This window comes from Methylocaldum sp. GT1TLB (genome assembly GCF_051027445.1).
Classification (GTDB): domain Bacteria; phylum Pseudomonadota; class Gammaproteobacteria; order Methylococcales; family Methylococcaceae; genus Methylocaldum.
Genome location: NZ_CP194898.1, coordinates 3667068 through 3687037 on the forward strand (window position 1 = coordinate 3667068; position 19970 = coordinate 3687037).

The window sequence follows — 19970 nt, forward strand, 5'->3', positions numbered from 1 at the left end:
CGCCTTTACCGGAGCCCCGGAGCACTATCGCCCGGTTTCAGAAGCGGTGCGATTCCCCGTGGTTGCGGAACTCCGTCTTCAAATTGGGCGCAATGGAGCTGGCGCTGAATGCGGTTGCCGGTGCCCAGCGAGAGCGTGCCGGTCGCGCCGGTGTACCGAAACTGCGGTTCTGTCTTGAATCGTTCGAGTTCCGGAAGCAAACGGTAAGCATCGATCCCCAGCGCGACAAGTCTCACGTAATCCGACGGCGTTTGTTGAATCTGCTTGCTCAGCGCTTGATGGGACAGTGGACCACTTTCGGCCGGATCGAGTAACCACGGAATGTCGCAGAAAATCAGTCCGTTCAAATCTCGATCGGCTTCCGAGTCGGCCCTGCCGCCGTACACGTGAGAGGTAGCGTAGACCGGGAGATGCTCGCCATTGTGAAAGGCGATTTGAGGCAGAATCAGATGAGCATCGCGGGCGTCGCTGATGAGAAAGATGAAATCCGCGCCTTGTTTGGTGACCGACGGAACGGTCGGGAAGGAAAGCTGGGCATGCGTGGCAGAAGGTGCCGCGGAAATCAGTTCTTTTACCGAGGCGGTGAAATCCTCGCCGTGATACGGATAGGTCTTGATCGCACGAATGTTCCCCCCGAGCTGGTTCCAATAGGCCGCAAAGTGCTTGATCATGCGCTGGCCGAACTGATTCGCCGGCGCCAGCACCAGTGCACTCTGACGACCGTCGAACCAGGCGCTCCCGGCTGCTTGCTCGACCTCGTGCTCCGGGGTGAGGCCGAACTGATAGACCCGGTCATTGCTGACCTCCGGCGTTTGGTTGAGTCCTAGGACGGGGACGGGCAAATCCCCAGCTTTGGCCAAGACGGCCACGTCGTCCTTGATCAAGGGGCCGACGATCACTTTCGCGCCTCCATCGGCGAATTTCCGGTAGAGCTGATAGATGTCTCCCGACTGGGTGTCGACGAACCGCAAAGGCGGCTTTGCGGTATTGGTATCCGCATAGTAGGCGGCAAGCATGCCCGTGCGCAGGGCCTGGGCAGCGGGAGCATAGGAACCTGACAGAGGCAGCATTACGCCAATGAACGCTCCGGAGCCGGGCGCGGCTGCCGTAGGCGGTGTCGTTCCCGTTTGAGCCAGGCCCGGAGGCGGGCTTTGACGCTGGCTCAATAGCCCTTGCAGGAATGCCCCGTCGGCGGGATGTCCGGGAAAGCGAATCCGCCACTTGGCCAATTCCGTGTTCAATCCGGCCGGAGGCGTGGACTTGACGATCTGGGTCAAATTCATCCAGCCGCCCAATATATCGGGCGGGGGAGGTTGCATGGCGGTCAGGACTTTTTCGGGAATCCGGTTCAGCGCGTCATAAATGGCCTCATTATTTTTCTGCACAGCGTCGGGACGCGTGAGAAGTTGGCCGAGCCTGACACGCTCCCTGGCGCTTTCCAGCATGTTGCCCAGTTGGTTATAAGCCGAGGCGCGCAGTGTGTGATAATGCACCTTTTGCGACGGCTCCAGCCGGCCTGAGGGCAGGCTATCGAGCTTGGCCAAGGCCTCCCGTGCTCGGCCCACGTTGAGATCCAGCCTGCTTTGCAGAAGCGTGTAATCGTACCGGTCCACGGTCTCCAGTTCGTCGGGAGCGACGGCATCGGCCAGCCGTTTCGCCGTTCTTCCATCGCCCGCCCGGAGAGCCGAATCGGCGGCTCGAAGCCGGTAGTAATCGGGATCGCCCGACGTTTCCGCGAGCTGCTGAAATAATCTCATCGCTCCTGCATAGTCGCCGCTCTGGAGCAGGCTTTCGGCCTGCGCGGCGCGCGCATTCATGGCTCCGCGTCTGGTGGTGTCGCGGGCGCAAGCGGCTGCCATCAGTATGAGGAGAGCGAGACAGAGGCGGATCAATAGAGACATAGGCGGGATTCCGTTCGAGAAAGCGAGGAGTTTGATAGTGAGGCAAACAGAACCCGGCATACTATACCTAGTAGCGACGCCCATCGGCAATCTAAGGGATATTACGTTCCGCGCCATCGACGTTCTGCAGCAAGTCGATCTCATCGCTTGCGAAGACACCCGGCATAGCCGGCCGCTTCTGGACCACTACGGGATTTCCACGCCGACCGCGGCATTCCACGAGCATAACGAGGATGTCGCTTCGCTGCGGCTGGTCGAACGCTTGCAGCGGGGCGAGTCCATTGCCCTTATCTCGGATGCCGGAACGCCGCTGATCAGCGATCCCGGATTTCCCCTGGTGCGGGCGGTTCGGGCCGCAGGTATTCGCGTCGTTCCGATTCCGGGGCCATGTGCTCTCATCGCAGCCCTTTCGGCGTCCGGCCTCCCCGCCGACCGTTTTGCCTTCGAGGGATTTCTGCCGCGAAAATCGTCGGCGCGCAAGGCCAGCCTGGAGGTCCTGCGGAATGATTCGAGAACGCTGATTTTTTACGAATCCAGTCATCGCGTGTTCGAAAGTGTAGCGGACATCACGGCGATTTTTCCGTCTGATCGGCGATTGGTCATTGCCCGAGAGTTGACCAAGCTATTCGAAACGATAGTGGATACACGGGTCGGCGAGGCGCTCTCGCTCCTCGAAAGCGATCCGAATATGGAAAAAGGGGAATTCGTCCTGGTACTGGAAGGCGCGCCCGATCTCGGCAGGACGGAAGGGCTTACCGTGGATGAGGAACGAGTATTGCGGATTCTGCTCGAGGACTGTTCGGTCAAGACGGCAGTGTCCTTGACCGTAAAGATCACCGGAGCGCGTCGGGAAACGGTTTACCGGACGGCGCTCCGATTGACTGAAGAGTGGCGTAAGACCGATTGACTAGCCGTGTCTAGCGAAACTGTGAGTGGAGGTCGATCTTTGAGCCGATTTATTGAGGACGATCCGGACGCTCGGAGTCGCGTAAGGAGTGATCGGAAGAGGCATTGGGACGAGCGGACGGCTTCCTTCCATTACCATTGGTCAGCTTCTGAATCATATCGTCCCACGAGGTGTATTGCTTGAAATCGGGATGGCCGGCTGCAATCTTGGTGTTGACCTCTTGCTTCGCCATTTCGATGACTTCGTCGGGTGTCTTTCCGTCCACGGTGTTGACGAAGGCATCCGGTCCTTCTTCCGATTTGATTTTGTCTAAAATTCCCAAGGCGGTATCGAACAAAACGCGTTCGTCCGTATTGAGGTAGCGTTTGACTTGGATTGCCGATTTATAAACCGCTTCCCGCGAGGTCCCGTTGATTTCGTCGGACCGCGACATAAACGCGGGCAGAAAGTAAATGACGGCAAGCAATGCCAGAAAAAGACCGGCTAGTATTTTCATTGTTTATCTCCGAAAGTATTGGGGGCGAACATTATATAATCTCGCTGCAACATTGATGTCAAAAGCTCTCGCAGCGTCACGCCGAAGTCAAAGTCCTGCCTCGCGCCTTTTTATCATTTATTAATTTGGGGTACTTCTATGGCTCGAGATCGCGTTTTCAGGACAATATGGATCGGTTTAAGTTTTGCGCTTGTAGCATGCGCCCACGACATGAGGGTGATGAAAATGGAGGAGGCACTGAACAGCTATGGTTCAGCTATTCGATGGGGAGCTTTCCAAAAAGCCTGGGATTTTCAGACCGACAAACAGAAACGGGCGCCTGATTTCAAGGCGCTCAAAAATATAAAAGTTACCGGCTACGATTCAGTATTCCGGAAGGTGCAGAACGAGGGGACAATCGTGCTGCAAACCGTCGAGATTCGCTATATCGATAATGAGCGGCTCGTGGAAAAAAGTCTGACCGACGAGCAAAAATGGCATTTTGACGTCGAAAAAAAGCAGTGGCTATTGGATAGCTCTTTTCCAAAATTCGAATAGCGTGATTCAAGCGTTCAAAATCTAAAGCCATATCCCATCGCGTGACGAGCCAGCAAGCGCTTCGCCGGCGGGAAGCAATCCAGGGCGATCATGGCGGCATTACGCGCCAAGGCGAAGGGTGGAAAATCGGTGCAGAACGCCCGTATCAGGCCGTCGGTAAAATGGATCGTATTGGCCAGATCTCTCTGCCGGGCTCGGGCGTAACGATCGAGGAACGCTTTTTCGCCGATATCTTCGTTGAACGCCAGTTTGGTGAGCAATCGCTCCGCCAGGGATGCCGCATCACGGAGACCTAAGTTGAAGCCTTGACCGGCAACGGGGTGAACCTGATGCATCGCGTTGCCGATCAAGAGGACACGGTCGTCCGCCATCTTCTCTGCCCGGATCAGCTTGAGCGGAAAACCTTGCCGTCGCGATGCCAGTTGAATTTTCCCTAGCCAATAACCGAATGCCGACTGCAAGTTTGCGGTGAAGTTCGCGTCGGATTCACTCAAGAGTTCGTCGGCCTCCTGATCCTTCATCGTCCAGACCACCGAGCATTTTTTGCGCTCCAAGGGCAGCAGGGCCAACGGGCCGGCGGTCGTGAAACGCTCGTAAGCCGTGAAGTTCACATCTGCCTCCGTGCTGACTTCAGTCACGATCGCCGTCTGTCCATAGTCCCGGACGTTTTGTTCTATTCCCAGGAGCCTTCTCACTGTGGAATTTCCGCCGTCGGCGGCAACCACCAGAGCGGCCGTGAGATTGAGGCACTCCTCGCCTTTCTTGAGGGTGACGCACACGCCATTCGGGCCTGCTTTGAGACCGATGACCCTCGCCGGGCATATCAGCTCCGCATCGAGTCCGCGCAGTTCCCGAGCAATGCGATCCTCCAGCGTTCGGGCGACGATGACATGGCCCAGCGCGTCGACTCCTTTTTCAAGAGCATGCAGCCGCGTTTTTCCGAAACGGCCGCGATCGGAGACATGGATATGACGGATGGGCATGGCTTTGGGCGCCACGTCTTGCCATACGCCGAGCCGGTCGAGAATTTGGACCGTGCCTCGCGCTAGGGCCAAGGCGCGATCGCCGGCCGTCAGGGCCTGTCGTTGGGTTTCCGTCAGCGCTTCGACGATTCCCACGCGAAGCGGCGCGTCCCGCAGGGCCAGAGCGAGACTACCTCCGACCAGTCCGCCGCCCACGATCAATAGATCGAAATCGTGGTTCATTCGGGATTCGCCATGAATGCTTCGATTTCCGCTGCCGTTTTGGGCAGTCCGGCCGTGAGGATTTCACAACCGTCTTTGGTGACCAAAACATCATCTTCGATTCGGATGCCGATGCCGCGCCATTTGGGATCTACGTCATGGCAGTCCGGCGCGACATAAAGGCCGGGTTCCACCGTCAATACCATTCCGGGCTCCAGCGAACGCCATTCGCCATCGCTCCGGTATTCCCCGACATCATGCACGTCCATGCCCAGCCAGTGGCCGGTTCGATGCATATAGAACTTCTTGTAGGCTTCGTCCTTGATCAGCTTCGAAACACGCCCTTCCAACAAACCCAGCTTGACCAGCCCTTTGGTCAAGGTGTGTACGGCAGCATCGTGAGGCGCATTCCAGCGGTTGCCAGCACGCACCTGCTCGATAGCGTCGAGTTGGGCCTCCAGAACCAAGTCGTAAAGGAGTCGCTGACTTTCGCTGAATCTTCCATTGATGGGAAAAGTACGGGTGATGTCAGCAGCATAGTTTTCATACTCTGCCCCGGCGTCGATCAGAAGAAGGTCGCCGTCCTTCAGTACGTCCTTGTTTTCGGTGTAATGGAGTACGCAAGCGTTGTGTCCTCCTGCGACGATGCAAGGATAGGCAGGCGCTCGCATGCCATGCCGGGTGAATTCGTAGAGCAACTCGGCTTCGATTTCATATTCGTACTTTCCCGGTTTACAGACTGACATCGCGCGTTTATGAGCGCGTACCGAAACCTCGGCGGCCTTCTGCATCAATTGGATTTCATGCGACGTTTTGATCAGGCGCTGCTCATGAAGCAGATGCTCCAGAGATACGAATTCGAACGGCGCACGTACACCGGTACGGACTCTCGCCCGCACGTTGTTTACCGCGGAAAACACCTGACGATCGATCTTCGGATCGTGCCCGATGGGGAAATAAACCCGCTCGCGATTTTCCAGAAGGCCGGGCAAAACCTTGTCCAGTTCATCAATGGGGAATGCTTCGTCCGCTCCGAATGCGTTGCGAGCGCCCTCGAGCCCGGCATGCCTTCCGGTCCAGATCGCTTTTTCACGATCGAATTCGCGACAAAAAAGAATGTACTCCCCTTGTTTTCGGCCGGGGGCGAAGACGGCCACCGCTTCGGGTTCGTCGAATCCGGTCAGATAATGAAAATCGCTGTCTTGACGATACGGATATTCCACATCCCGGTTGCGTACGCTCGCAGACGCACTCGCGATCAGAGCTACGCTTTTCTTCTTGATACGGCGCGCTAGCTGTTTACGGCGCTGTTTGAATTCGCTCGGTTGAAGCATGAGTTTGCAATATCAGTGAAGTCGCGAGGGCGGTTGCTGTTGCAATTCGGTACGGATCAACTGTACGCCGATGCGGACATATTCCGTGATCTCGGCATAAGCCACTTCGTCCGACTCTCCGGCGGAATCCGGACTCAGGCGGGAGATTTCCAGAAGGTCGTGGAGGACTTCGGTGCTTTCTCCCGGCCAGTCGGCACCATCCGATCGATAACCGAGGCCGTATAAAAAACCTTGGCACCATTCTCCCAAAGCATTGGCGCGGTCACTCAGGGGGAGCGTGTCATCCGGCAGCAGCAACTCGAACGAAAAGTCGAAATCGTCCAATTGGTGCCGAGTCGTCTCGCACAGCGCCGAAAGCAAGGCATGTTCCGCCGGGTTAAGGTTGGTCCTGCTTTCGCCGAAAACGGCTTCCAGCCACTGATCGCAATCGGTCTGGCTGTTCAGACACAGCAATCCCGATAGCACCCCATGCACTTCGGCTGCGCTAGCCGCCGAGTCGTTGTTCAGGACGACGTCCTGGACATTCTGATAGGATAAATCGTTGCTCATTCCAGCCTTGTCGACCCTGCTCTAATTCTTTATGCTAACACTTCGAATAGCCGGATCGAAAGCTAGCACCGAAGTTTAACCCCATCTTTAAGGCTCCAAAATCATGATAGCCGATATGTTTGATTTGGATGCCGAGCTAGTACGATTGGAAAATAAGATCGATTCACTGGCCGCCATGTGCGAAAGGCTACGTGATGAAAATCAGGTGCTGAAGTCCACGTTAGACGAATGGATGCGAGAGCGGGTGCAACTATCCGATAAAACCGAGATGGCGAAGAGTCGCGTTGAAGCGATGATTTCCCGCCTGAAATCCATAGGACACGAATGATGAGCGAAATGAATCCGCCGATTAAAGTTCAGATCCTCGGCAAGGAATATCCTATTTCCTGCCCTGAAGACCAACAGCACGATCTTTTGATTGCAGCACGTTATTTGGATGAAAAAATGCGTCAAATACGCGGTACCGGCCGCGTGATCGGCACCGAACGCATTGCCGTGATGGCAGCGCTGAATATCGCGCATGAGCTATTACAAGCGCAACAGCAGAACAAATTGTTATCGCAGGATTTGCGGGATCGCTTTTCGTCGCTGCACGAAAGGCTAGACGCAGCCCTGGATACGGATTAAAGCTGTTTCGGCGCTGATACGTATTGCATCAATTTGTCGACCTAGTAGAATTTGATTCACGTATTCCCTGCGGCGTGCGAAAGCAGCTGGGTTACTTCTTGAGCCTAATCTAAAACCCCGGGAACCATCGAACGAGCGATGTGCGCAAGTCCGCTCCGAGCGGAAAGCCTAATTCGCCGTTCCTACGCTCCCACCTGAACCTTCCGGTTCAAGGGCGAAAGCGGTTTACGGCGCAGGCGGGGAATACTTCACTTCTCCTCGTTCTAGAGGAACTCCCTTTGCTGGATGTGCGAATATGCACTCGCCAGTTTCATCCGATCTATCTGAATGAATCTTCCGGCGGATATCCGGCGCCAGAGTCGAGCTCTTCGACAAAGCATGCCGCTCGTATTGGCTAGTAAGAAGAGTCTCCGCATCGCGGAACGCTTCATTACATCGCCGATTGCCGAACGCGGCCAGCATGTCGCGGCTTATCTCAGTAACGACGGCGAGGTCGAAACCCAGGCTATTATCGAGAGCTTGTGGGCATGTGGCAAAGCGTGTTACCTACCGATTCTCCGTTCGTCGCCCCAGCGTTCGCTATGGTTCGGGCATTACGGGCCGGGCACGGCGTTGACTCCGAATAAATTTCGGATTCCCGAGCCGTCTATCGGGGAAGATACGATTACTGAGCCGTGGATGCTGGATATGGCGTTCGTTCCCCTGGTGGCTTTCGATCTTTTCGGTAACCGCATCGGTATGGGCGGCGGCTATTACGACCGTACGTTCGCTTATCTTAAGAATGCAAATCAACCGCGCACGCCGATTCTCATCGGCCTGGCGTTCGAATGCCAGAAATGGGACCAAATACCGGCGCAGCCTTGGGATGTGCCGCTGAATGGCGTGATTACCGAAGAGGCTTATTACCTGTTCGACGACCTCTGTCGTTAAGATAAAGTGCAATGTGGCAGCGGCTGACGCGCTGGAGGCGGGACGAAAAGAGGTGGTCAGGAACCGGCCCACAGGTCGCTGAGGGCGATCGTGACGGCCTCGAAGGGTGCAGCGGAAACTTCGTCGTGGTCCTGGTATAAGCCGGTTACGGTCCACTGCCCGTCGGCCAAGGCATAGGTTTCCGAAATCCGCGCCAGGGGATCAACAAGCCACAAAAACGCTACGCCGTAGCGCGCGTAAGCTCTCGTTTTTGTGACCCTATCCTTTTTCTGGGGCGTCGGCGAAAGGATTTCGCACACCCAGTCCGGAACCACCTCGAAGCGATGGTCTTCCGGCAAGCTCGACATGCGCTCGCGGCGCCAACCGGCGATATCGGGGACCAGCACTTCGGTATCGCGGACGAAATGGAATTCCGGCTCATCGATGATCCACCAACCGCCCGGACCGCCCCGGCCGCGATGATAGGCTGAACCGATATCGATCCCGAGCACAGGGGCGACTGAAGCATGAGGCCCGGCTCGGCCGGGCTGGGTGTACAGTTCTCGGCCGATGATTTCTCCGACCAGATTTTCCGGCAGCGCCAGCAAGCGCTCATACGGGCTCGATTCCTGAATTACGGCGGACATCAGTTACCTCCGTTCTTTACGTCAAACATAGTCATTATCCACCGGCTCGACCAACAGTTGAGTCCCCGCTGTATTGGCCTCCCAATGTTCGACGGGCCGCTGGGACGGAAATTCGAGCAGCGTCGGACCATGCTGGCGGACTACAGCAGCCATTTTCCACAGATCTCTTTTTCGCGTGAACAATGGGGTTTTTGCTGCCGCGTCAGGATGTTTTAAGACGGCCACTTCCGCTAACATGCTGTAGTTAATAACGTTATTGAGAAATTACTTTTCGCGGGGGGAAGACAGATGCGTTACTGGTTGATGAAATCCGAACCTTCGGAGTTCAGCATCGACGACCTGGAGAAACGGCCTCATCAGATCGAGCACTGGGACGGCGTGCGCAATTATCAGGCGCGAAATATGATGCGCGATGAAATGAAAGTGGGGGACCTGGTGTTTTTTTACCATTCTAATTGCGATACGCCGGGCATCGTCGGCATCGCGAAAATTTCGCGTGAAGCCTATCCGGATTTCACCGCGTTTGACGCCGATAACAAGCATTACGATCCCGGCAGCAAGCCGGATGATCCGCGGTGGTTTATGGTGGATGTGCAGTTCGTCCGCAAGCTCAAACGCACTATCACTTTAAGCGAACTAAAAGACCGGCCGGAACTCGACGGTCTGGCGCTCGTTCGCCGCGGCAACCGGCTGTCCGTCATGCCGGTTACCGAGGCGCAGTGGACGTATATTTTGTCGCTGGAATAAACACTCCCACTGGATGCCTTTGTGCCGGGATATGATATGGCTTGCCGTCTTCTCCAGCCGTACCCGAAAACAATGGTGTGTCTGGGCGGGACGAGAAATCAGATGATAGAAATCGTGCTTGAGGTAATCGCTCTGGAAAGCCTGATCGTCCGTTTCTGCCGAATGACCGGCTGCAGCGCCGAACATATGCCAGATCGTGGAATACCTCGACGATGCGGTCGGTGTGAAGAAATTCGGAGTAATAGATTTTTTCCGGTACCTCCCGGCCCGGTAGTTCCCATTCGGCATAGAAATCGACCGAATTGAGATTCCCGTCGACCCAAGCGAAAAGGCACCCCGGGGAAACGGCACCAGTTCGCGCAACGCTCTCAAGCTCGGGTACGAATACACGGTTGTCCAATCCCAGCGAGCAGAGCTGTTTAATGTAACTTTCTTTTGCCGTGAAGACGCGAAAGCCGAAAAATGATGAGGCGTTCGGGCTATCTCTTCGATCTTGCCACCATGTTGCGGTGAAGCAAAGGAAATCAAGAGGTCGCGTTTCCGCCTGCGAACAGTCGATACGCCGGGTTGTCCGTCTCCTCCCGATAGGCGAAGCCGATGGCGTCGAGAAATTCCTTGAAGGCTCGCCGTTCCGTCTTCGGTACCTGAATTCCCATCAGCACCCGCCCGAATGCAGCACCGTGGTTCCGGTAATGGAACAGGCTGATGTTCCAACGTCCGCCCATAAAAGATAAAAATTTCAAAAGCGCGCCGGGGCGTTCGGGAAACTCGAAGCTGTATACGGTTTCGTCCAACAGGCGCGGTGCATGGCCTCCCACCATGTAGCGGATGTGCTCCACCGCCAATTCGTTGCCGGTCATATTGGTAACCGTGAAGCCGTGTTCGCGCAGTTGTGCGATCAGTTCCTCGCTGTCCCGGCTGCCGTTGGCGATCGCGACGCCCGCGAAGATATGGGCGGCATTGTCGTCGAAATAGCGGTAGTTGAATTCGGTAATGCTGCGCCGACCTAGAACGCGGCAAAATTCGAGAAAGCTGCCGGGCTTTTCCGGAATCGTTACCGCCAAGAGCATTTCCTGGTGTTCACCAACCTGGGCACGCTCCGCCACATGGCGCAGCCGGTCGAAATTGATATTGGCCCCGCTTTCGATGGCGATCAGGCACTGATCCCGCACCCCGGTCATCGATGCGTATTTTTTCAAACCCGCAACACCCAAAGCGCCCGCGGGTTCGGCGACCGATCGGGTATCGTCGAAGATATCTTTGATGGCCGCGCAGATCTCATCCGTATCGACCGTAACGACGTCATCCACGTATTGATGTGCGACGTGGAACGGTTCCTTGCCGATTTGCCGCACGGCGACGCCATCGGCGAACAGTCCGACTTGTCTCAGGATGACCCGGCGTTTTGCCTTCAACGCCCGATTCAAGCAATCCGCATCGTCCGGTTCGACGCCGATGATCTTGATATCCGGGCGAACGAATTTCACGTAAGTCGCCACGCCCGCGATCAATCCGCCGCCCCCCACCGGGATGAAGATGGCGTGAATGTCGCCCGTGTGCTGCCTCAGAATTTCCATGCCGATGGTGCCTTGGCCGGCAATAACCTCGGGATCGTCATAGGGGTGGACGAAGCTCAATTTTTGCTCTTCGGCAAGGTTCATAGCGTGCTCGTACGCTTCGTCGTACGAATCGCCGAACAAAACGGTTTCCGCCCCGAAATTCTGCACCGCCCGCACTTTGATGGCCGGCGTGGTGCAGGGCATCACGATGACCGCCCGGATGCCCAGTCGCTGGGCCGAGAGCGCAACGCCCTGAGCATGATTGCCGGCCGAGGCTGCGATTACGCCGGCCCGTTTTGCTGCATCATCCAGTGAAACGATCTTGTTGTAAGCGCCTCGAAGTTTAAAGGAAAAGACTGGCTGAAGGTCTTCGCGCTTGATGTAAACCGAGTTGTCGAAGCGGCGCGTTAGCCCCGGCGCGAAGTCTAGGGGAGTTTCCGAAGCAACGTCGTAAACTCGGGCGCGCAAAATGCGCTCGATATACTTATGAATCATTTTTTAGTCTTAAAAGATACAAGTGAGAAACGCGGCCGGGACCGCTATGAAGCATGACAGCGCCGGCATGATCACGCTATTATCCCGCAATTTTCAAGTAACCACATGATGGAGCGACGAAAATGACCCAAGACGAGCTTAAGAAGAAAGTGGCGGAAGCCGCCCTAGACTATGTAAAGGGCGTGTCGGTGCTAGGCATCGGCACAGGATCGACGGTCAATCATTTCATCGATTTGTTGGCCGATTTCAAACAGGATATCGAAGGTGCCGTATCGAGCTCGGAGACGAGCACCGCTAAGCTCAAGAAAATCGGTATACCGGTTCTGGATTTAAATGCCGTGGGCTCATTGGAGGTTTACGTCGATGGAGCCGACGAGGTCAATCCTCACAAACAGATGCTCAAGGGCGGCGGCGGAGCCTTGACCCGGGAGAAAATCATCGCGGCGGCCAGCCGTAAATTCGTCTGTATCGTGGACGAGAGCAAATGTGTGGATGTCCTGGGCAAGTTTCCGCTGCCCGTGGAAGTCATCCCTATGGCCCGGAGCTATGTGGCCCGTCAGCTCGTAAAGTTGGGCGGGCAACCGCAGTGGCGCGAAAACTATATCACCGATAACGGCAACCAGATTCTCGATGTGCACAATCTGAACATCCTGAATCCGGTGGAGATGGAGCGGGAAATCAACAACATCCCCGGTGTCGTGACCGTCGGCCTTTTCGCTTTGCGCGGCGCGGACATCGTTCTTCTCGGCGGCGAAAGCGGCGTTAGAAAGCTGGATTAGCCATCTTGTTTTGGCGGGTTACGCCCTTCGCCTTCGCTACTGCTACGCTCAGGGCTAACCCGCCCTACGATATTTTCAAGACGATTTTGCCCGTGGTATGTCCGGTTTCGATCAGGGCGTGCGCGGCGGCGGCTTTTTCCAGCGGCAATACCTGGCTGACATGAATGTCCAACACGCCTTGGTCGATCCATTCGCCGCATTGCTGCAGAATTTCCACGTGGTGATCGCGGGCTTCGTGCAGGTTGCGCAGCATCGGGGTCAGCATCAGCTCGAAGCCTATCCGGAGATTGCGCATCCGCGCTTCTTGCAAAGAGATGTTGCCCGGGTCCAGCAGCGTGACCAGATCGCCGAAATGGGCGGTGCAGTCGATGCTATGTCTGAACACATCGGGTCCGACCGTGTCGATCACCAGATCCGCGCCCTGTCCGTCAGTCAGCTCGTTTACGCGCTGTGCGAAGTCTTCCTGTCGGTAATCGATCGCCGCATCCGCGCCCCAGTTCTTGGCGAGTTCGGCTTTCTCCGCCGAACCGACGGTGGCGAGCACCCGCGCATCGCGGAGTTTTGCCAGTTGGACCGCCACATGACCGACGCCGCCCGCTGCGGCGTGAATCAGAACGGTTTGGCCGGCTTGTAGCCGTCCACGGTCGTAAAGGGCGCCCCAAGCGGTAATCAATACCAAGGGCGCTGCGGCGGCGTGTTCGAAATCGAGCGATTGCGGCATGGGAGCGGCCCAGCGCTCGTCCAACACGGTGTACTCGGCATAATTGCCCTGGTCGCCGCCCAGTCCGCCATGGCAAAACCATACCGAGTCGCCGATGTTGAATCGGCTCACGGCTCCGCCGATTTCGACCACTTCTCCGGCACCGTCGCAGCCGAGCACCGCCGGTAAGGGATTTGGGTAAAAAAGACCGTTTCGCCGTATTTTGGTGTCGACCGGATTGATCCCGGCCGCCCTGAGCCGGACTTTGATTTGGCTGGGCTCGGTGATGGCCGGTTCTTCGATATCCCGCAGTTCGAGCAGATCCGGCAGTCCCGGTTGCGTCATCAAGATCGCTTTCATGGCTTTCCTACCCTGTGATGATTAAGTTCGTGTCTCTCGGCACTAGCGGCGACTGACGCACCGTCCGGGAGGTAAGGTCTGCGTACGCCCAAAAAGCGCTCCAGCCAATAAGGACGTTCAAGACTGGAGACGATCACTTTCCCTTTTACGCTGCTGGAATGTACGAATGTATCGTTACCGATATAAATCCCGACATGGGAGAACGGCTGTCCGGTCGTATTGAAGAAGACCAAGTCGCCGGGTCGTCGGTTCCGGCTGTCGACACGCGGGGTCGCAGCAGCCATTTGATAAGCGGTTCGCGGCAGGCGAACGCCGTATTTTTCATAGACGTATTTGACGAAGCCGCTGCAATCGAATCCTTCCCGCGGCGATTCGGCACCGTAGCGATAGGGTGCTCCTTGCAGGCTGAGGGCGTAACGTGCCACTTCGTTCGAAGCGGGAAAATGGACCGTCCGCTTGACTTCCCGTGTCCCGGCGCATCCAGCGAGCAGAACCGAGACGGCGGCTAGTGCGAGCAGTTGCGAAATGACGGGTTTGCGGAAAAGTTGATAGATAGCCGACTCCATGTGTTGGCTCCGGGTGTTTGATTCGGGCTGGCGAAGTTGCCTTAAATTTAGTCTCGGCTGCGATTGGCGGCAAGATCGGGTTCGGAGGCCATCCATTGGGTTCGGTAGTCTTCGTACCCGAAACGCTTCATTGCCTTGACTCGGCCATAACGATCGGATGCGAAAATCGCGGGCAAATCGTAACCGTTGAAGCGGTTGGCCTTGATCAGGCTGTAAGCTCCGACATCGGGAAAGACCACACGGTCGCCGACTCTCAAGGGTTCGCGAAATCGATATTCGCCGAAGACATCGCCGGCGAGGCAGGTGCTGCCGACGAGCAGGCATTCGAATGCCCCATCCGGCCGATGTTCAGCAACCGGAGGGACCTTCTGATATTCGAAGATCTCCGGAAGGTGGTTTACGCCCGTATCCAGGACGGCAATGAATTTGCCGCCCCGCTCGAATCGGTCGACAACGCTCGCGACGAGATAACCGGCGCGACCGACGACGGCCTTGCCCGGTTCGAAATAGATCTCGACGTCGCGTCGCCGTTTCACAGCGGTAACCAACTCGGATAATTCGTCCAGATCACCGCCATTTTCGAAGAGATAGCCGCCGCCCAGATTGATCCATTCGAGCCTGTTCATAAGCCCGCCGAGTGCGACTTCGATCCGGTCGAGAGTCGCCTTCAGGGGAGCGAAGGAACGCGATTCGAACGAAGTATGAAAATGGAGTCCGGCAATACCGCTCATTAAAGACGGATTCCGATCCAGAATGCTGGCGAGATTATCGACAGGAATGCCCAATTTCGAATACGGCCGGCAAGGATCGTAGCGGCCATCGGCGAGGAACGAAAGCTGCGGATTGACACGCAGCCCGATGCTCGCCCGCCCGGCCACGTGCGGTCCGAGCCGTTCGAACTGTTCCAGAGAATTGAAGCTGATGAAATCGCAATGTGCGGCGACCTCCTCGATTTCGTTTGTTCTGAGGCCCGGCGTGGTGATGTGCAGAGAGCGCTTCTGAGGCGGATGACCGCTCGTTTCGACAATCCCGGAGGCCAGGCGGGCTTCGAACAGAGAGCTGACCGAAAAACCGTCGATTCTGGGCTGAATCAGGCGCAGTGCCCCGGCGAAAGGAAATGCCTTGATCGAGTACAAGACACGTAAGCCGGAGGTTTCGCGTACTCGATCCAGGAGGTCAAGCATTTGAATGACCCGCGCTTCGTCGTAGACGAAGGCCGGGGTTTCCGGCAGGGCATTTTTGAGGCGCTCGATATCCAAGGTGCTGCGGGAAGAAGCGGGTTACGGCTCAATAATCTTCCAGCACCGTAGATGCCTGCAAATCGGCATGATAGGACGAGCGCACCATCGGCGCGCTGGCGACCGCGGAGAAGCCGAGATTTCGGCCGGTTTCGGCGAGGTGTTCGAATTCCTCGGGCGTCGCGTAGCGGGCTACCGGCAAGTGGTCTCGGCTCGGTTGCAGGTATTGGCCGACGGTCAGCATATCGCAGCCGTGTTCGCGCAAGTCCGCCATGACTTGTTTCACTTCATCGAGCGTTTCGCCCAGGCCCAGCATCAATCCCGACTTGGTGGGCACTTCCGGATGGAGCTGCTTGAAGCGGGCCAGCAAGTTGAGAGATACATGGTAATCCGCGCCGGGGCGCGCTTGTCGGTAGAGGCGTGGTACGGTTTCGAGATTGTGGTTGAAGACATCGGGGGGCGTCGCTGCCAATCGATCGAGCGCGGCATCGATGCGTCCACGAAAGTCCGGCACCAGTATCTCGATTTTGATGTCCTTATTCCGATGGCGGACGGCTCGGATGCAGGCGGCGAAATGACCGGCGCCGCCGTCGCGAAGGTCGTCCCGGTCTACAGAGGTGATGACGACGTATCGGAGCCTTAGCTGCCGAACGACCTCCGCTAGGTGTTCGGGTTCGTTGGGGTCCGGCTCCGAGGGGCGGCCGTGGGCCACGTCGCAGAATGGGCAGCGGCGGGTACAGATATCGCCCAGGATCATGAACGTGGCCGTGCCGTGGCCAAAGCACTCCGACAGATTCGGGCAAGCGGCTTCTTCGCAGACCGTATGGAGATTCTGTTCGCGCAGGATCTGCTTGATCCGATTCACGCTCTCGCCGCTCGCCGCCTTGACGCGTATCCAGGCAGGCTTGCGCAAAGGGGACTCGCTTGGAATCACCTTGATCGGGATACGCTTCAGCTTGTCGGCTTTGCGTTGATGGGTGTCGGGGCTCAGCCTGGAGGGGGCCAAATAGGAATCTTTGTCAGCCACGGATAGGGACCACTCGCTCGTAATTCAAAGTTTGCATGATTTCCACAGTCAATGGCGCGGCCGCCTCGTGAGGTTGAATCGCCACATCGAGCGCGGTCAGGCTGGTGACTTCGAGACCTGCATAGCCACAGGGGTTGATGGCCGAAAACGGCGACAGATCCGAACTCACGTTAAGACTTAGACCATGATAGCTACAACCTTTGCGCACGCGCAGACCTAGCGACGCAATTTTACGTCCGTCGACGTAGACGCCGGGTGCGTCTCGCCGCGCCTCGGCCGTGATGCCATACTGCTTGAGCAGGCCGATCACCGCGTTTTCCAGGGCGCTGACCAAGCGCCTAATTCCCAGGTTTTTCCGTCGAAGATCGACCAGCACATAAGCGATCAGTTGGCCGGGGCCGTGGTAGGTGATCTGCCCGCCGCGGTCGGTTTTCACTACGGGAATGTCCGTCGTTCGAATCATGTGCCGGACATCTCCATTCAGCCCTAGGGTATAGACCGGATGATGTTCCAATAGCCACAGCTCATCCGGCGTGTCCTCGTCGCGCTGCTCGGTGAAGTCTTGCATGGCGCGCCAAGTGGTTTCGTACTCTGTAAGGCCCAGATTGCGCAGGTGCAGGACTTCGGTTGTGTCGCTCATGGGAGAGGTGTTACAGGAGAACCAGTGTCGCGAGACCCAGAAAGATGAAAAAGCCCATGCCGTCCGTCATGGCAGTCAGCAGTACGCTGGTGCCGACCGCGGGATCGAGCCCCAACCGGTCGCGCACCAGAGGCACGGCGATCCCCATGATCGCCGCCACCAACAGATTCAGCAAGGTGGCGCCCATCATGACCAGTCCGAGCTCGACGTCACGGTAAAGCAGATAGGCGATCAAGCCCAGCACGGAGCCCCATACGGCTCCGTTGAGGAAACCGATGGCCAGTTCCTTGAAAACCAGCCGCTTCACATTCGAGGGATTGATCACGCCGAGGGCTATGGAGCGGACGATCATCATGCTGGTTTGATTGCCCGTGTTGCCGCCGATGCCGGCGACGATGGGCATGAGCGAAGCCAAAGCGACCACCTTGACGATAGTGTCCTCGAAAAGGCCGATCACCCGTGTGCTGATGAAAGCCGTGACGAGATTGATTGCCAGCCAGAACCAACGGTTTTGTGCGCTTTTCCAGACGCCGGAGAAAATGTCCTCTTCTTCCAACAGGCCGGCCTGGGACAGCATCTCTTCGTCCGATTTTCGGCGAATATAATCGACGATGGCGTCTACGCCGATACGCCCCTGCAGCTTTCCCTCGCGATCCACCACCGGTGCCGACAGGAGATCGTAGCGCTCGAAGGCTCGGGCCGCCTCTTCGGCGTCGTCATCGAGATGAAAGGACACCACGTCCTTGCTCATGATTTCCGAGACCGGCTTTTCGGGAGAGGTGGTGAGCAGGCGTTTCAGAGGCAGCACACCCTTCAATACATTGTGCTCATCGACCACGAACAGCTTGTCGGTGTGTTCGGGCAGATCGCCGCGACGTCTGAGATAGCGCAACACCACGCCCAGGCTGATATCCTCCCGTATCGTGACCATGCCGAAATCCATTAGGGCTGCCACGGTGTCCTCTTCGTGCGACAGCACCGATTGTAGACGTTTTCGGTTCTGATCGTTCAGTTTCTCCAGAAGTTCCTGCAAGACTTCTTCCGGCAAGTCCGCTGCAAGATCGGCGATTTCGTCCGTTTCAAGCTGTCCCGTGGCGGATAACAGCTCCTCCGTGTCCATATCGGAAATGAGGGTTTCGCGCACGGCGTCGGACACGTCGAGCAGGATCTGTCCGTCGAGTTCGGACTTGACCAGGTTCCAGACCAACAGCCGCTGTTCCAGAGGCAGCGCCTCAAGAATGTAGGCGATGTCTGCCGCATGGAGTTGGTCTAGCTTTTGTTTCAGTGCCGCCTGATGGCGCTTGTGCAGCAGGGTTTCCACCAAGTCGTGGCGGGGCATCGCGCGCTGTTGGAGAATGGTCTCCTCGAGCTTCTGTTTGTTAAGCAGCGTGATGACCTCTTCCAGATGATGCTTGAGTGTTTCTTCGGGAGGAGTGGTATTCGGTTCTGCCATGAAACGCTCGGTCGGTGCTGCTCAGCGGGTTCGGAAGGACAATGCGAGGTGGGCGAAGTCGAGCGGATCGGTTATTGCATAAGGCGAGATTCCTCTCAAATATTAAATATTAGGTTGCGCCAGGCTCTTGCCCGGACTGTCCGAGCACCGCGCAACGCTGCCATCGGGCTGTTGCGTAGTAGCTTTACATCTCACAGAGCCATGATGACCTCGGTGCAACGGGTCAGATCCTGATAAATGGCATCCAGTTGCGCTTTGCTTTCGGCCCGGATAGTCACGGTGACTGCCGTGAACCTCCCTCCTTGGCTGGGACGAGCGGTCACGGCGTCTTCGGTCAGGTTCGGAGCGTGACGGCGCACAATTTCGGCAATCAACCCGTCGAAGTCCGGTCGGCTGTGGCCGAACGCCTTGATCGGAAAGTCGCAAGGGAACTGGAGCAGCGCAGCGGGAGTTTCGGTATTCATGCCGTGCGTAACCTCTGTTTATATGCTTGGTAAATGGCTTGCATTCGCGACCAAAGGGGCCCTGGTTCACCGCCGCCAACGGGTACGCCATCGAGTTCGATGACGGGGAGAATCTCCCGGGTCGAACTGGTCAGCCAAATTTCTGAAGCACGCTTCAAATCATCCAAACGGATGCGCTGTTCGACCGCAGGCACGTTGTTTTCCAGTGCCAGTTCCAACACCAGATCGCGGGTGATCCCAGGCAAGAGGTCGTTGCCCTTGGGGGGGGTCACCAGGATACCGTCGACAACCGCGAATACATTGCTCGCGGCGCCTTCGGTGACCCATCCGTCACGGGTCAGGATGGCTTCCGCTGCGCCGCGATCCACGGCCTCTTGCCGCAACAGCACATTAGCGAGCAGCGTGATGGCTTTGATATGGCACCACTGCCAGCGGATATCGTCCATGGTGACGGCGCATACCCCGCTGGTGGGAATGGGCGCGATAGGCGAGCACATGACGAATACGGTCGGATTGACGTCCGCCGGGATGGCATGGTCCCGTTTTGGCGCGACTCCGCGCGTGACTTGTAGATAGAGATATTGATCATGCGCCCCGGCAATAAGACGGTCGAATATGTCCGCCCATTGACTATCCGAAAGGGGATTCGTCATCCGAATGCCGCGCAGGCTGTTATCTAGCCGGCGCAAATGTTCGTCCAGCCGGAACGGACGTCCCCCGTAGACGGGAATGACTTCGTAAACGCCGTCGCCGAATAGAAAGCCGCGGTCCAAAACGGATACCTTGGCGTTGTTCGGTGGTAAATAGTCCCCGTTCAGATAGACGAGGCAGTCGTTTTGTGCCATTTAAGC

The 19970-nt window shown here is 56.9% G+C and carries 23 protein-coding genes and 1 other RNA gene; 8 read left to right on the plus strand and 16 right to left on the minus strand.

The genetic code is table 11. The annotated features are described in order from the left end of the window. Positions 1-5: 5 nt before the first annotated feature. The gene (locus ACR2R1_RS16085) at positions 6-1901 is read right to left on the minus strand and encodes a penicillin-binding protein activator (RefSeq protein ID WP_240502621.1); all 1896 of its coding nucleotides are present in this window, start codon (positions 1899-1901) and stop codon (positions 6-8) included. 37 nt (positions 1902-1938) lie between these two features. Here ACR2R1_RS16085 and rsmI point away from each other — a divergent pair, with 37 nt between their 5' ends. Beyond that, positions 1939-2808 (plus strand): 16S rRNA (cytidine(1402)-2'-O)-methyltransferase, encoded by an 870-nt coding sequence (gene rsmI, locus ACR2R1_RS16090; RefSeq protein WP_240506860.1) that lies wholly within the window; start codon positions 1939-1941, stop codon positions 2806-2808. Positions 2809-2857: 49 nt separating this feature from the next. Here the strand turns inward: rsmI and ACR2R1_RS16095 are convergent, their stop codons facing one another. Continuing rightward, on the minus strand, positions 2858-3304 hold the full coding sequence (locus ACR2R1_RS16095) for a hypothetical protein (protein WP_077732618.1): 447 nt from the start codon (positions 3302-3304) through the stop codon (positions 2858-2860). 138 nt (positions 3305-3442) lie between these two features. Here ACR2R1_RS16095 and ACR2R1_RS16100 point away from each other — a divergent pair, with 138 nt between their 5' ends. Beyond that, positions 3443-3841 (plus strand): hypothetical protein, encoded by a 399-nt coding sequence (locus ACR2R1_RS16100; protein ID WP_139841035.1) that lies wholly within the window; start codon positions 3443-3445, stop codon positions 3839-3841. 14 nt (positions 3842-3855) lie between these two features. Here the strand turns inward: ACR2R1_RS16100 and ubiH are convergent, their stop codons facing one another. From ubiH to ACR2R1_RS16115, 3 genes are read right to left on the minus strand one after another with little or no spacing between them, the layout of a single operon-like run. Continuing rightward, on the minus strand, positions 3856-5046 hold the full coding sequence (ubiH, locus tag ACR2R1_RS16105; protein ID WP_077732616.1) for a 2-octaprenyl-6-methoxyphenyl hydroxylase: 1191 nt from the start codon (positions 5044-5046) through the stop codon (positions 3856-3858). Then, on the minus strand, positions 5043-6359 hold the full coding sequence (pepP, locus tag ACR2R1_RS16110) for a Xaa-Pro aminopeptidase (RefSeq protein WP_077732615.1): 1317 nt from the start codon (positions 6357-6359) through the stop codon (positions 5043-5045). The genes ubiH and pepP overlap by 4 nt, the downstream gene beginning before the upstream one ends. Positions 6360-6371: 12 nt before the next feature. After that, on the minus strand, positions 6372-6908 hold the full coding sequence (locus ACR2R1_RS16115; RefSeq protein ID WP_077732614.1) for a UPF0149 family protein: 537 nt from the start codon (positions 6906-6908) through the stop codon (positions 6372-6374). 115 nt (positions 6909-7023) lie between these two features. On the opposite strand from ACR2R1_RS16115, the gene ACR2R1_RS16120 reads away from it, so the two are divergent. The 4 genes from ACR2R1_RS16120 to ACR2R1_RS16135 all read left to right on the plus strand — a co-directional run bounded on the left by ACR2R1_RS16120 (position 7024) and on the right by ACR2R1_RS16135 (position 8465). Beyond that, on the plus strand, positions 7024-7236 hold the full coding sequence (locus ACR2R1_RS16120; protein WP_205780892.1) for a TIGR02449 family protein: 213 nt from the start codon (positions 7024-7026) through the stop codon (positions 7234-7236). After that, positions 7233-7535, plus strand: coding sequence for a cell division protein ZapA (locus ACR2R1_RS16125; RefSeq protein ID WP_240502661.1), 303 nt, complete (start codon positions 7233-7235; stop codon positions 7533-7535). The genes ACR2R1_RS16120 and ACR2R1_RS16125 overlap by 4 nt, the downstream gene beginning before the upstream one ends. A 61-nt stretch (positions 7536-7596) precedes the next feature. Further along, a non-coding RNA gene (gene ssrS, locus ACR2R1_RS16130) (6S RNA) lies at positions 7597-7782 on the plus strand. 80 nt (positions 7783-7862) lie between these two features. Further along, positions 7863-8465 (plus strand): 5-formyltetrahydrofolate cyclo-ligase, encoded by a 603-nt coding sequence (locus ACR2R1_RS16135; RefSeq protein WP_077732611.1) that lies wholly within the window; start codon positions 7863-7865, stop codon positions 8463-8465. Positions 8466-8521: 56 nt separating this feature from the next. On the opposite strand, the gene ACR2R1_RS16140 is transcribed toward ACR2R1_RS16135, so the two are convergent. Beyond that, the gene (locus ACR2R1_RS16140; RefSeq protein ID WP_077732610.1) at positions 8522-9091 is read right to left on the minus strand and encodes a Uma2 family endonuclease; all 570 of its coding nucleotides are present in this window, start codon (positions 9089-9091) and stop codon (positions 8522-8524) included. A 21-nt stretch (positions 9092-9112) separates the two neighbouring features. Next, the gene (locus ACR2R1_RS16145; RefSeq protein ID WP_347257465.1) at positions 9113-9244 is read right to left on the minus strand and encodes a hypothetical protein; all 132 of its coding nucleotides are present in this window, start codon (positions 9242-9244) and stop codon (positions 9113-9115) included. 135 nt (positions 9245-9379) lie between these two features. Here ACR2R1_RS16145 and ACR2R1_RS16150 point away from each other — a divergent pair, with 135 nt between their 5' ends. Then, a complete protein-coding gene (locus ACR2R1_RS16150; RefSeq protein WP_077732608.1) occupies positions 9380-9838 on the plus strand; it encodes an EVE domain-containing protein in 459 nt (152 codons plus the stop codon). Positions 9839-10362: 524 nt separating this feature from the next. On the opposite strand, the gene ilvA is transcribed toward ACR2R1_RS16150, so the two are convergent. Beyond that, positions 10363-11892 carry a threonine ammonia-lyase, biosynthetic gene (gene ilvA, locus ACR2R1_RS16155; RefSeq protein WP_086133767.1) on the minus strand — a complete coding sequence of 510 codons (1530 nt, stop codon included), beginning with the start codon at positions 11890-11892 and terminating at the stop codon, positions 10363-10365. A 122-nt stretch (positions 11893-12014) separates the two neighbouring features. On the opposite strand from ilvA, the gene rpiA reads away from it, so the two are divergent. After that, entirely contained in the window at positions 12015-12671 is a 657-nt protein-coding gene (gene rpiA / locus ACR2R1_RS16160) for a ribose-5-phosphate isomerase RpiA (RefSeq protein WP_086133766.1), read from the plus strand. Positions 12672-12735: 64 nt separating this feature from the next. On the opposite strand, the gene ACR2R1_RS16165 is transcribed toward rpiA, so the two are convergent. The 8 genes from ACR2R1_RS16165 to ACR2R1_RS16200 all read right to left on the minus strand — a co-directional run bounded on the left by ACR2R1_RS16165 (position 12736) and on the right by ACR2R1_RS16200 (position 19964). After that, positions 12736-13731, minus strand: coding sequence for a zinc-dependent alcohol dehydrogenase family protein (locus ACR2R1_RS16165; RefSeq protein WP_086133765.1), 996 nt, complete (start codon positions 13729-13731; stop codon positions 12736-12738). Then, positions 13728-14297, minus strand: a complete 570-nt coding sequence (locus ACR2R1_RS16170; RefSeq protein WP_086133764.1) for a C40 family peptidase — start codon at positions 14295-14297, stop codon at positions 13728-13730. Before ACR2R1_RS16170 ends, ACR2R1_RS16165 begins: the two co-directional genes overlap by 4 nt. 47 nt (positions 14298-14344) lie before the next feature. Continuing rightward, a complete protein-coding gene (locus ACR2R1_RS16175; RefSeq protein WP_086133763.1) occupies positions 14345-15556 on the minus strand; it encodes a carboxynorspermidine decarboxylase in 1212 nt (403 codons plus the stop codon). A 28-nt stretch (positions 15557-15584) separates the two neighbouring features. Continuing rightward, positions 15585-16562, minus strand: coding sequence for a lipoyl synthase (gene lipA / locus ACR2R1_RS16180; protein WP_434110939.1), 978 nt, complete (start codon positions 16560-16562; stop codon positions 15585-15587). Further along, positions 16555-17202, minus strand: coding sequence for a lipoyl(octanoyl) transferase LipB (gene lipB / locus ACR2R1_RS16185; protein ID WP_434110941.1), 648 nt, complete (start codon positions 17200-17202; stop codon positions 16555-16557). Before lipB ends, lipA begins: the two co-directional genes overlap by 8 nt. A 10-nt stretch (positions 17203-17212) precedes the next feature. Beyond that, positions 17213-18655 (minus strand): magnesium transporter, encoded by a 1443-nt coding sequence (gene mgtE / locus ACR2R1_RS16190; RefSeq protein WP_434110943.1) that lies wholly within the window; start codon positions 18653-18655, stop codon positions 17213-17215. A gap of 191 nt (positions 18656-18846) precedes the next feature. Further along, a complete protein-coding gene (locus ACR2R1_RS16195; protein ID WP_434110945.1) occupies positions 18847-19119 on the minus strand; it encodes a YbeD family protein in 273 nt (90 codons plus the stop codon). Then, on the minus strand, positions 19116-19964 hold the full coding sequence (locus tag ACR2R1_RS16200; RefSeq protein ID WP_434110947.1) for an aminotransferase class IV: 849 nt from the start codon (positions 19962-19964) through the stop codon (positions 19116-19118). The genes ACR2R1_RS16195 and ACR2R1_RS16200 overlap by 4 nt, the downstream gene beginning before the upstream one ends. Positions 19965-19970 lie beyond the last annotated feature (6 nt).

Bases quoted from the DNA above. Each gene is read 5' to 3' on its own strand.
- ACR2R1_RS16085 (WP_240502621.1), bottom strand. From the start codon at position 1,901: ATGTCTCTATTGATCCGCCTCTGTCTCGCTCTCCTCATACTGATGGCA.
- ACR2R1_RS16095 (WP_077732618.1), bottom strand. From the start codon at position 3,304: ATGAAAATACTAGCCGGTCTTTTTCTGGCATTGCTTGCCGTCATTTAC.
- ACR2R1_RS16100 (WP_139841035.1), top strand. From the start codon at position 3,443: ATGGCTCGAGATCGCGTTTTCAGGACAATATGGATCGGTTTAAGTTTT.
- ubiH (WP_077732616.1), bottom strand. From the start codon at position 5,046: ATGAACCACGATTTCGATCTATTGATCGTGGGCGGCGGACTGGTCGGA.
- pepP (WP_077732615.1), bottom strand. From the start codon at position 6,359: ATGCTTCAACCGAGCGAATTCAAACAGCGCCGTAAACAGCTAGCGCGC.
- ACR2R1_RS16115 (WP_077732614.1), bottom strand. From the start codon at position 6,908: ATGAGCAACGATTTATCCTATCAGAATGTCCAGGACGTCGTCCTGAAC.
- ACR2R1_RS16120 (WP_205780892.1), top strand. From the start codon at position 7,024: ATGTTTGATTTGGATGCCGAGCTAGTACGATTGGAAAATAAGATCGAT.
- ACR2R1_RS16125 (WP_240502661.1), top strand. From the start codon at position 7,233: ATGATGAGCGAAATGAATCCGCCGATTAAAGTTCAGATCCTCGGCAAG.
- ACR2R1_RS16135 (WP_077732611.1), top strand. From the start codon at position 7,863: ATGAATCTTCCGGCGGATATCCGGCGCCAGAGTCGAGCTCTTCGACAA.
- ACR2R1_RS16140 (WP_077732610.1), bottom strand. From the start codon at position 9,091: ATGTCCGCCGTAATTCAGGAATCGAGCCCGTATGAGCGCTTGCTGGCG.
- ACR2R1_RS16145 (WP_347257465.1), bottom strand. From the start codon at position 9,244: ATGGCTGCTGTAGTCCGCCAGCATGGTCCGACGCTGCTCGAATTTCCG.
- ACR2R1_RS16150 (WP_077732608.1), top strand. From the start codon at position 9,380: ATGCGTTACTGGTTGATGAAATCCGAACCTTCGGAGTTCAGCATCGAC.
- ilvA (WP_086133767.1), bottom strand. From the start codon at position 11,892: ATGATTCATAAGTATATCGAGCGCATTTTGCGCGCCCGAGTTTACGAC.
- rpiA (WP_086133766.1), top strand. From the start codon at position 12,015: ATGACCCAAGACGAGCTTAAGAAGAAAGTGGCGGAAGCCGCCCTAGAC.
- ACR2R1_RS16165 (WP_086133765.1), bottom strand. From the start codon at position 13,731: ATGAAAGCGATCTTGATGACGCAACCGGGACTGCCGGATCTGCTCGAA.
- ACR2R1_RS16170 (WP_086133764.1), bottom strand. From the start codon at position 14,297: ATGGAGTCGGCTATCTATCAACTTTTCCGCAAACCCGTCATTTCGCAA.
- lipB (WP_434110941.1), bottom strand. From the start codon at position 17,202: ATGAGCGACACAACCGAAGTCCTGCACCTGCGCAATCTGGGCCTTACA.
- mgtE (WP_434110943.1), bottom strand. From the start codon at position 18,655: ATGGCAGAACCGAATACCACTCCTCCCGAAGAAACACTCAAGCATCAT.
- ACR2R1_RS16195 (WP_434110945.1), bottom strand. From the start codon at position 19,119: ATGAATACCGAAACTCCCGCTGCGCTGCTCCAGTTCCCTTGCGACTTT.
- ACR2R1_RS16200 (WP_434110947.1), bottom strand. From the start codon at position 19,964: ATGGCACAAAACGACTGCCTCGTCTATCTGAACGGGGACTATTTACCA.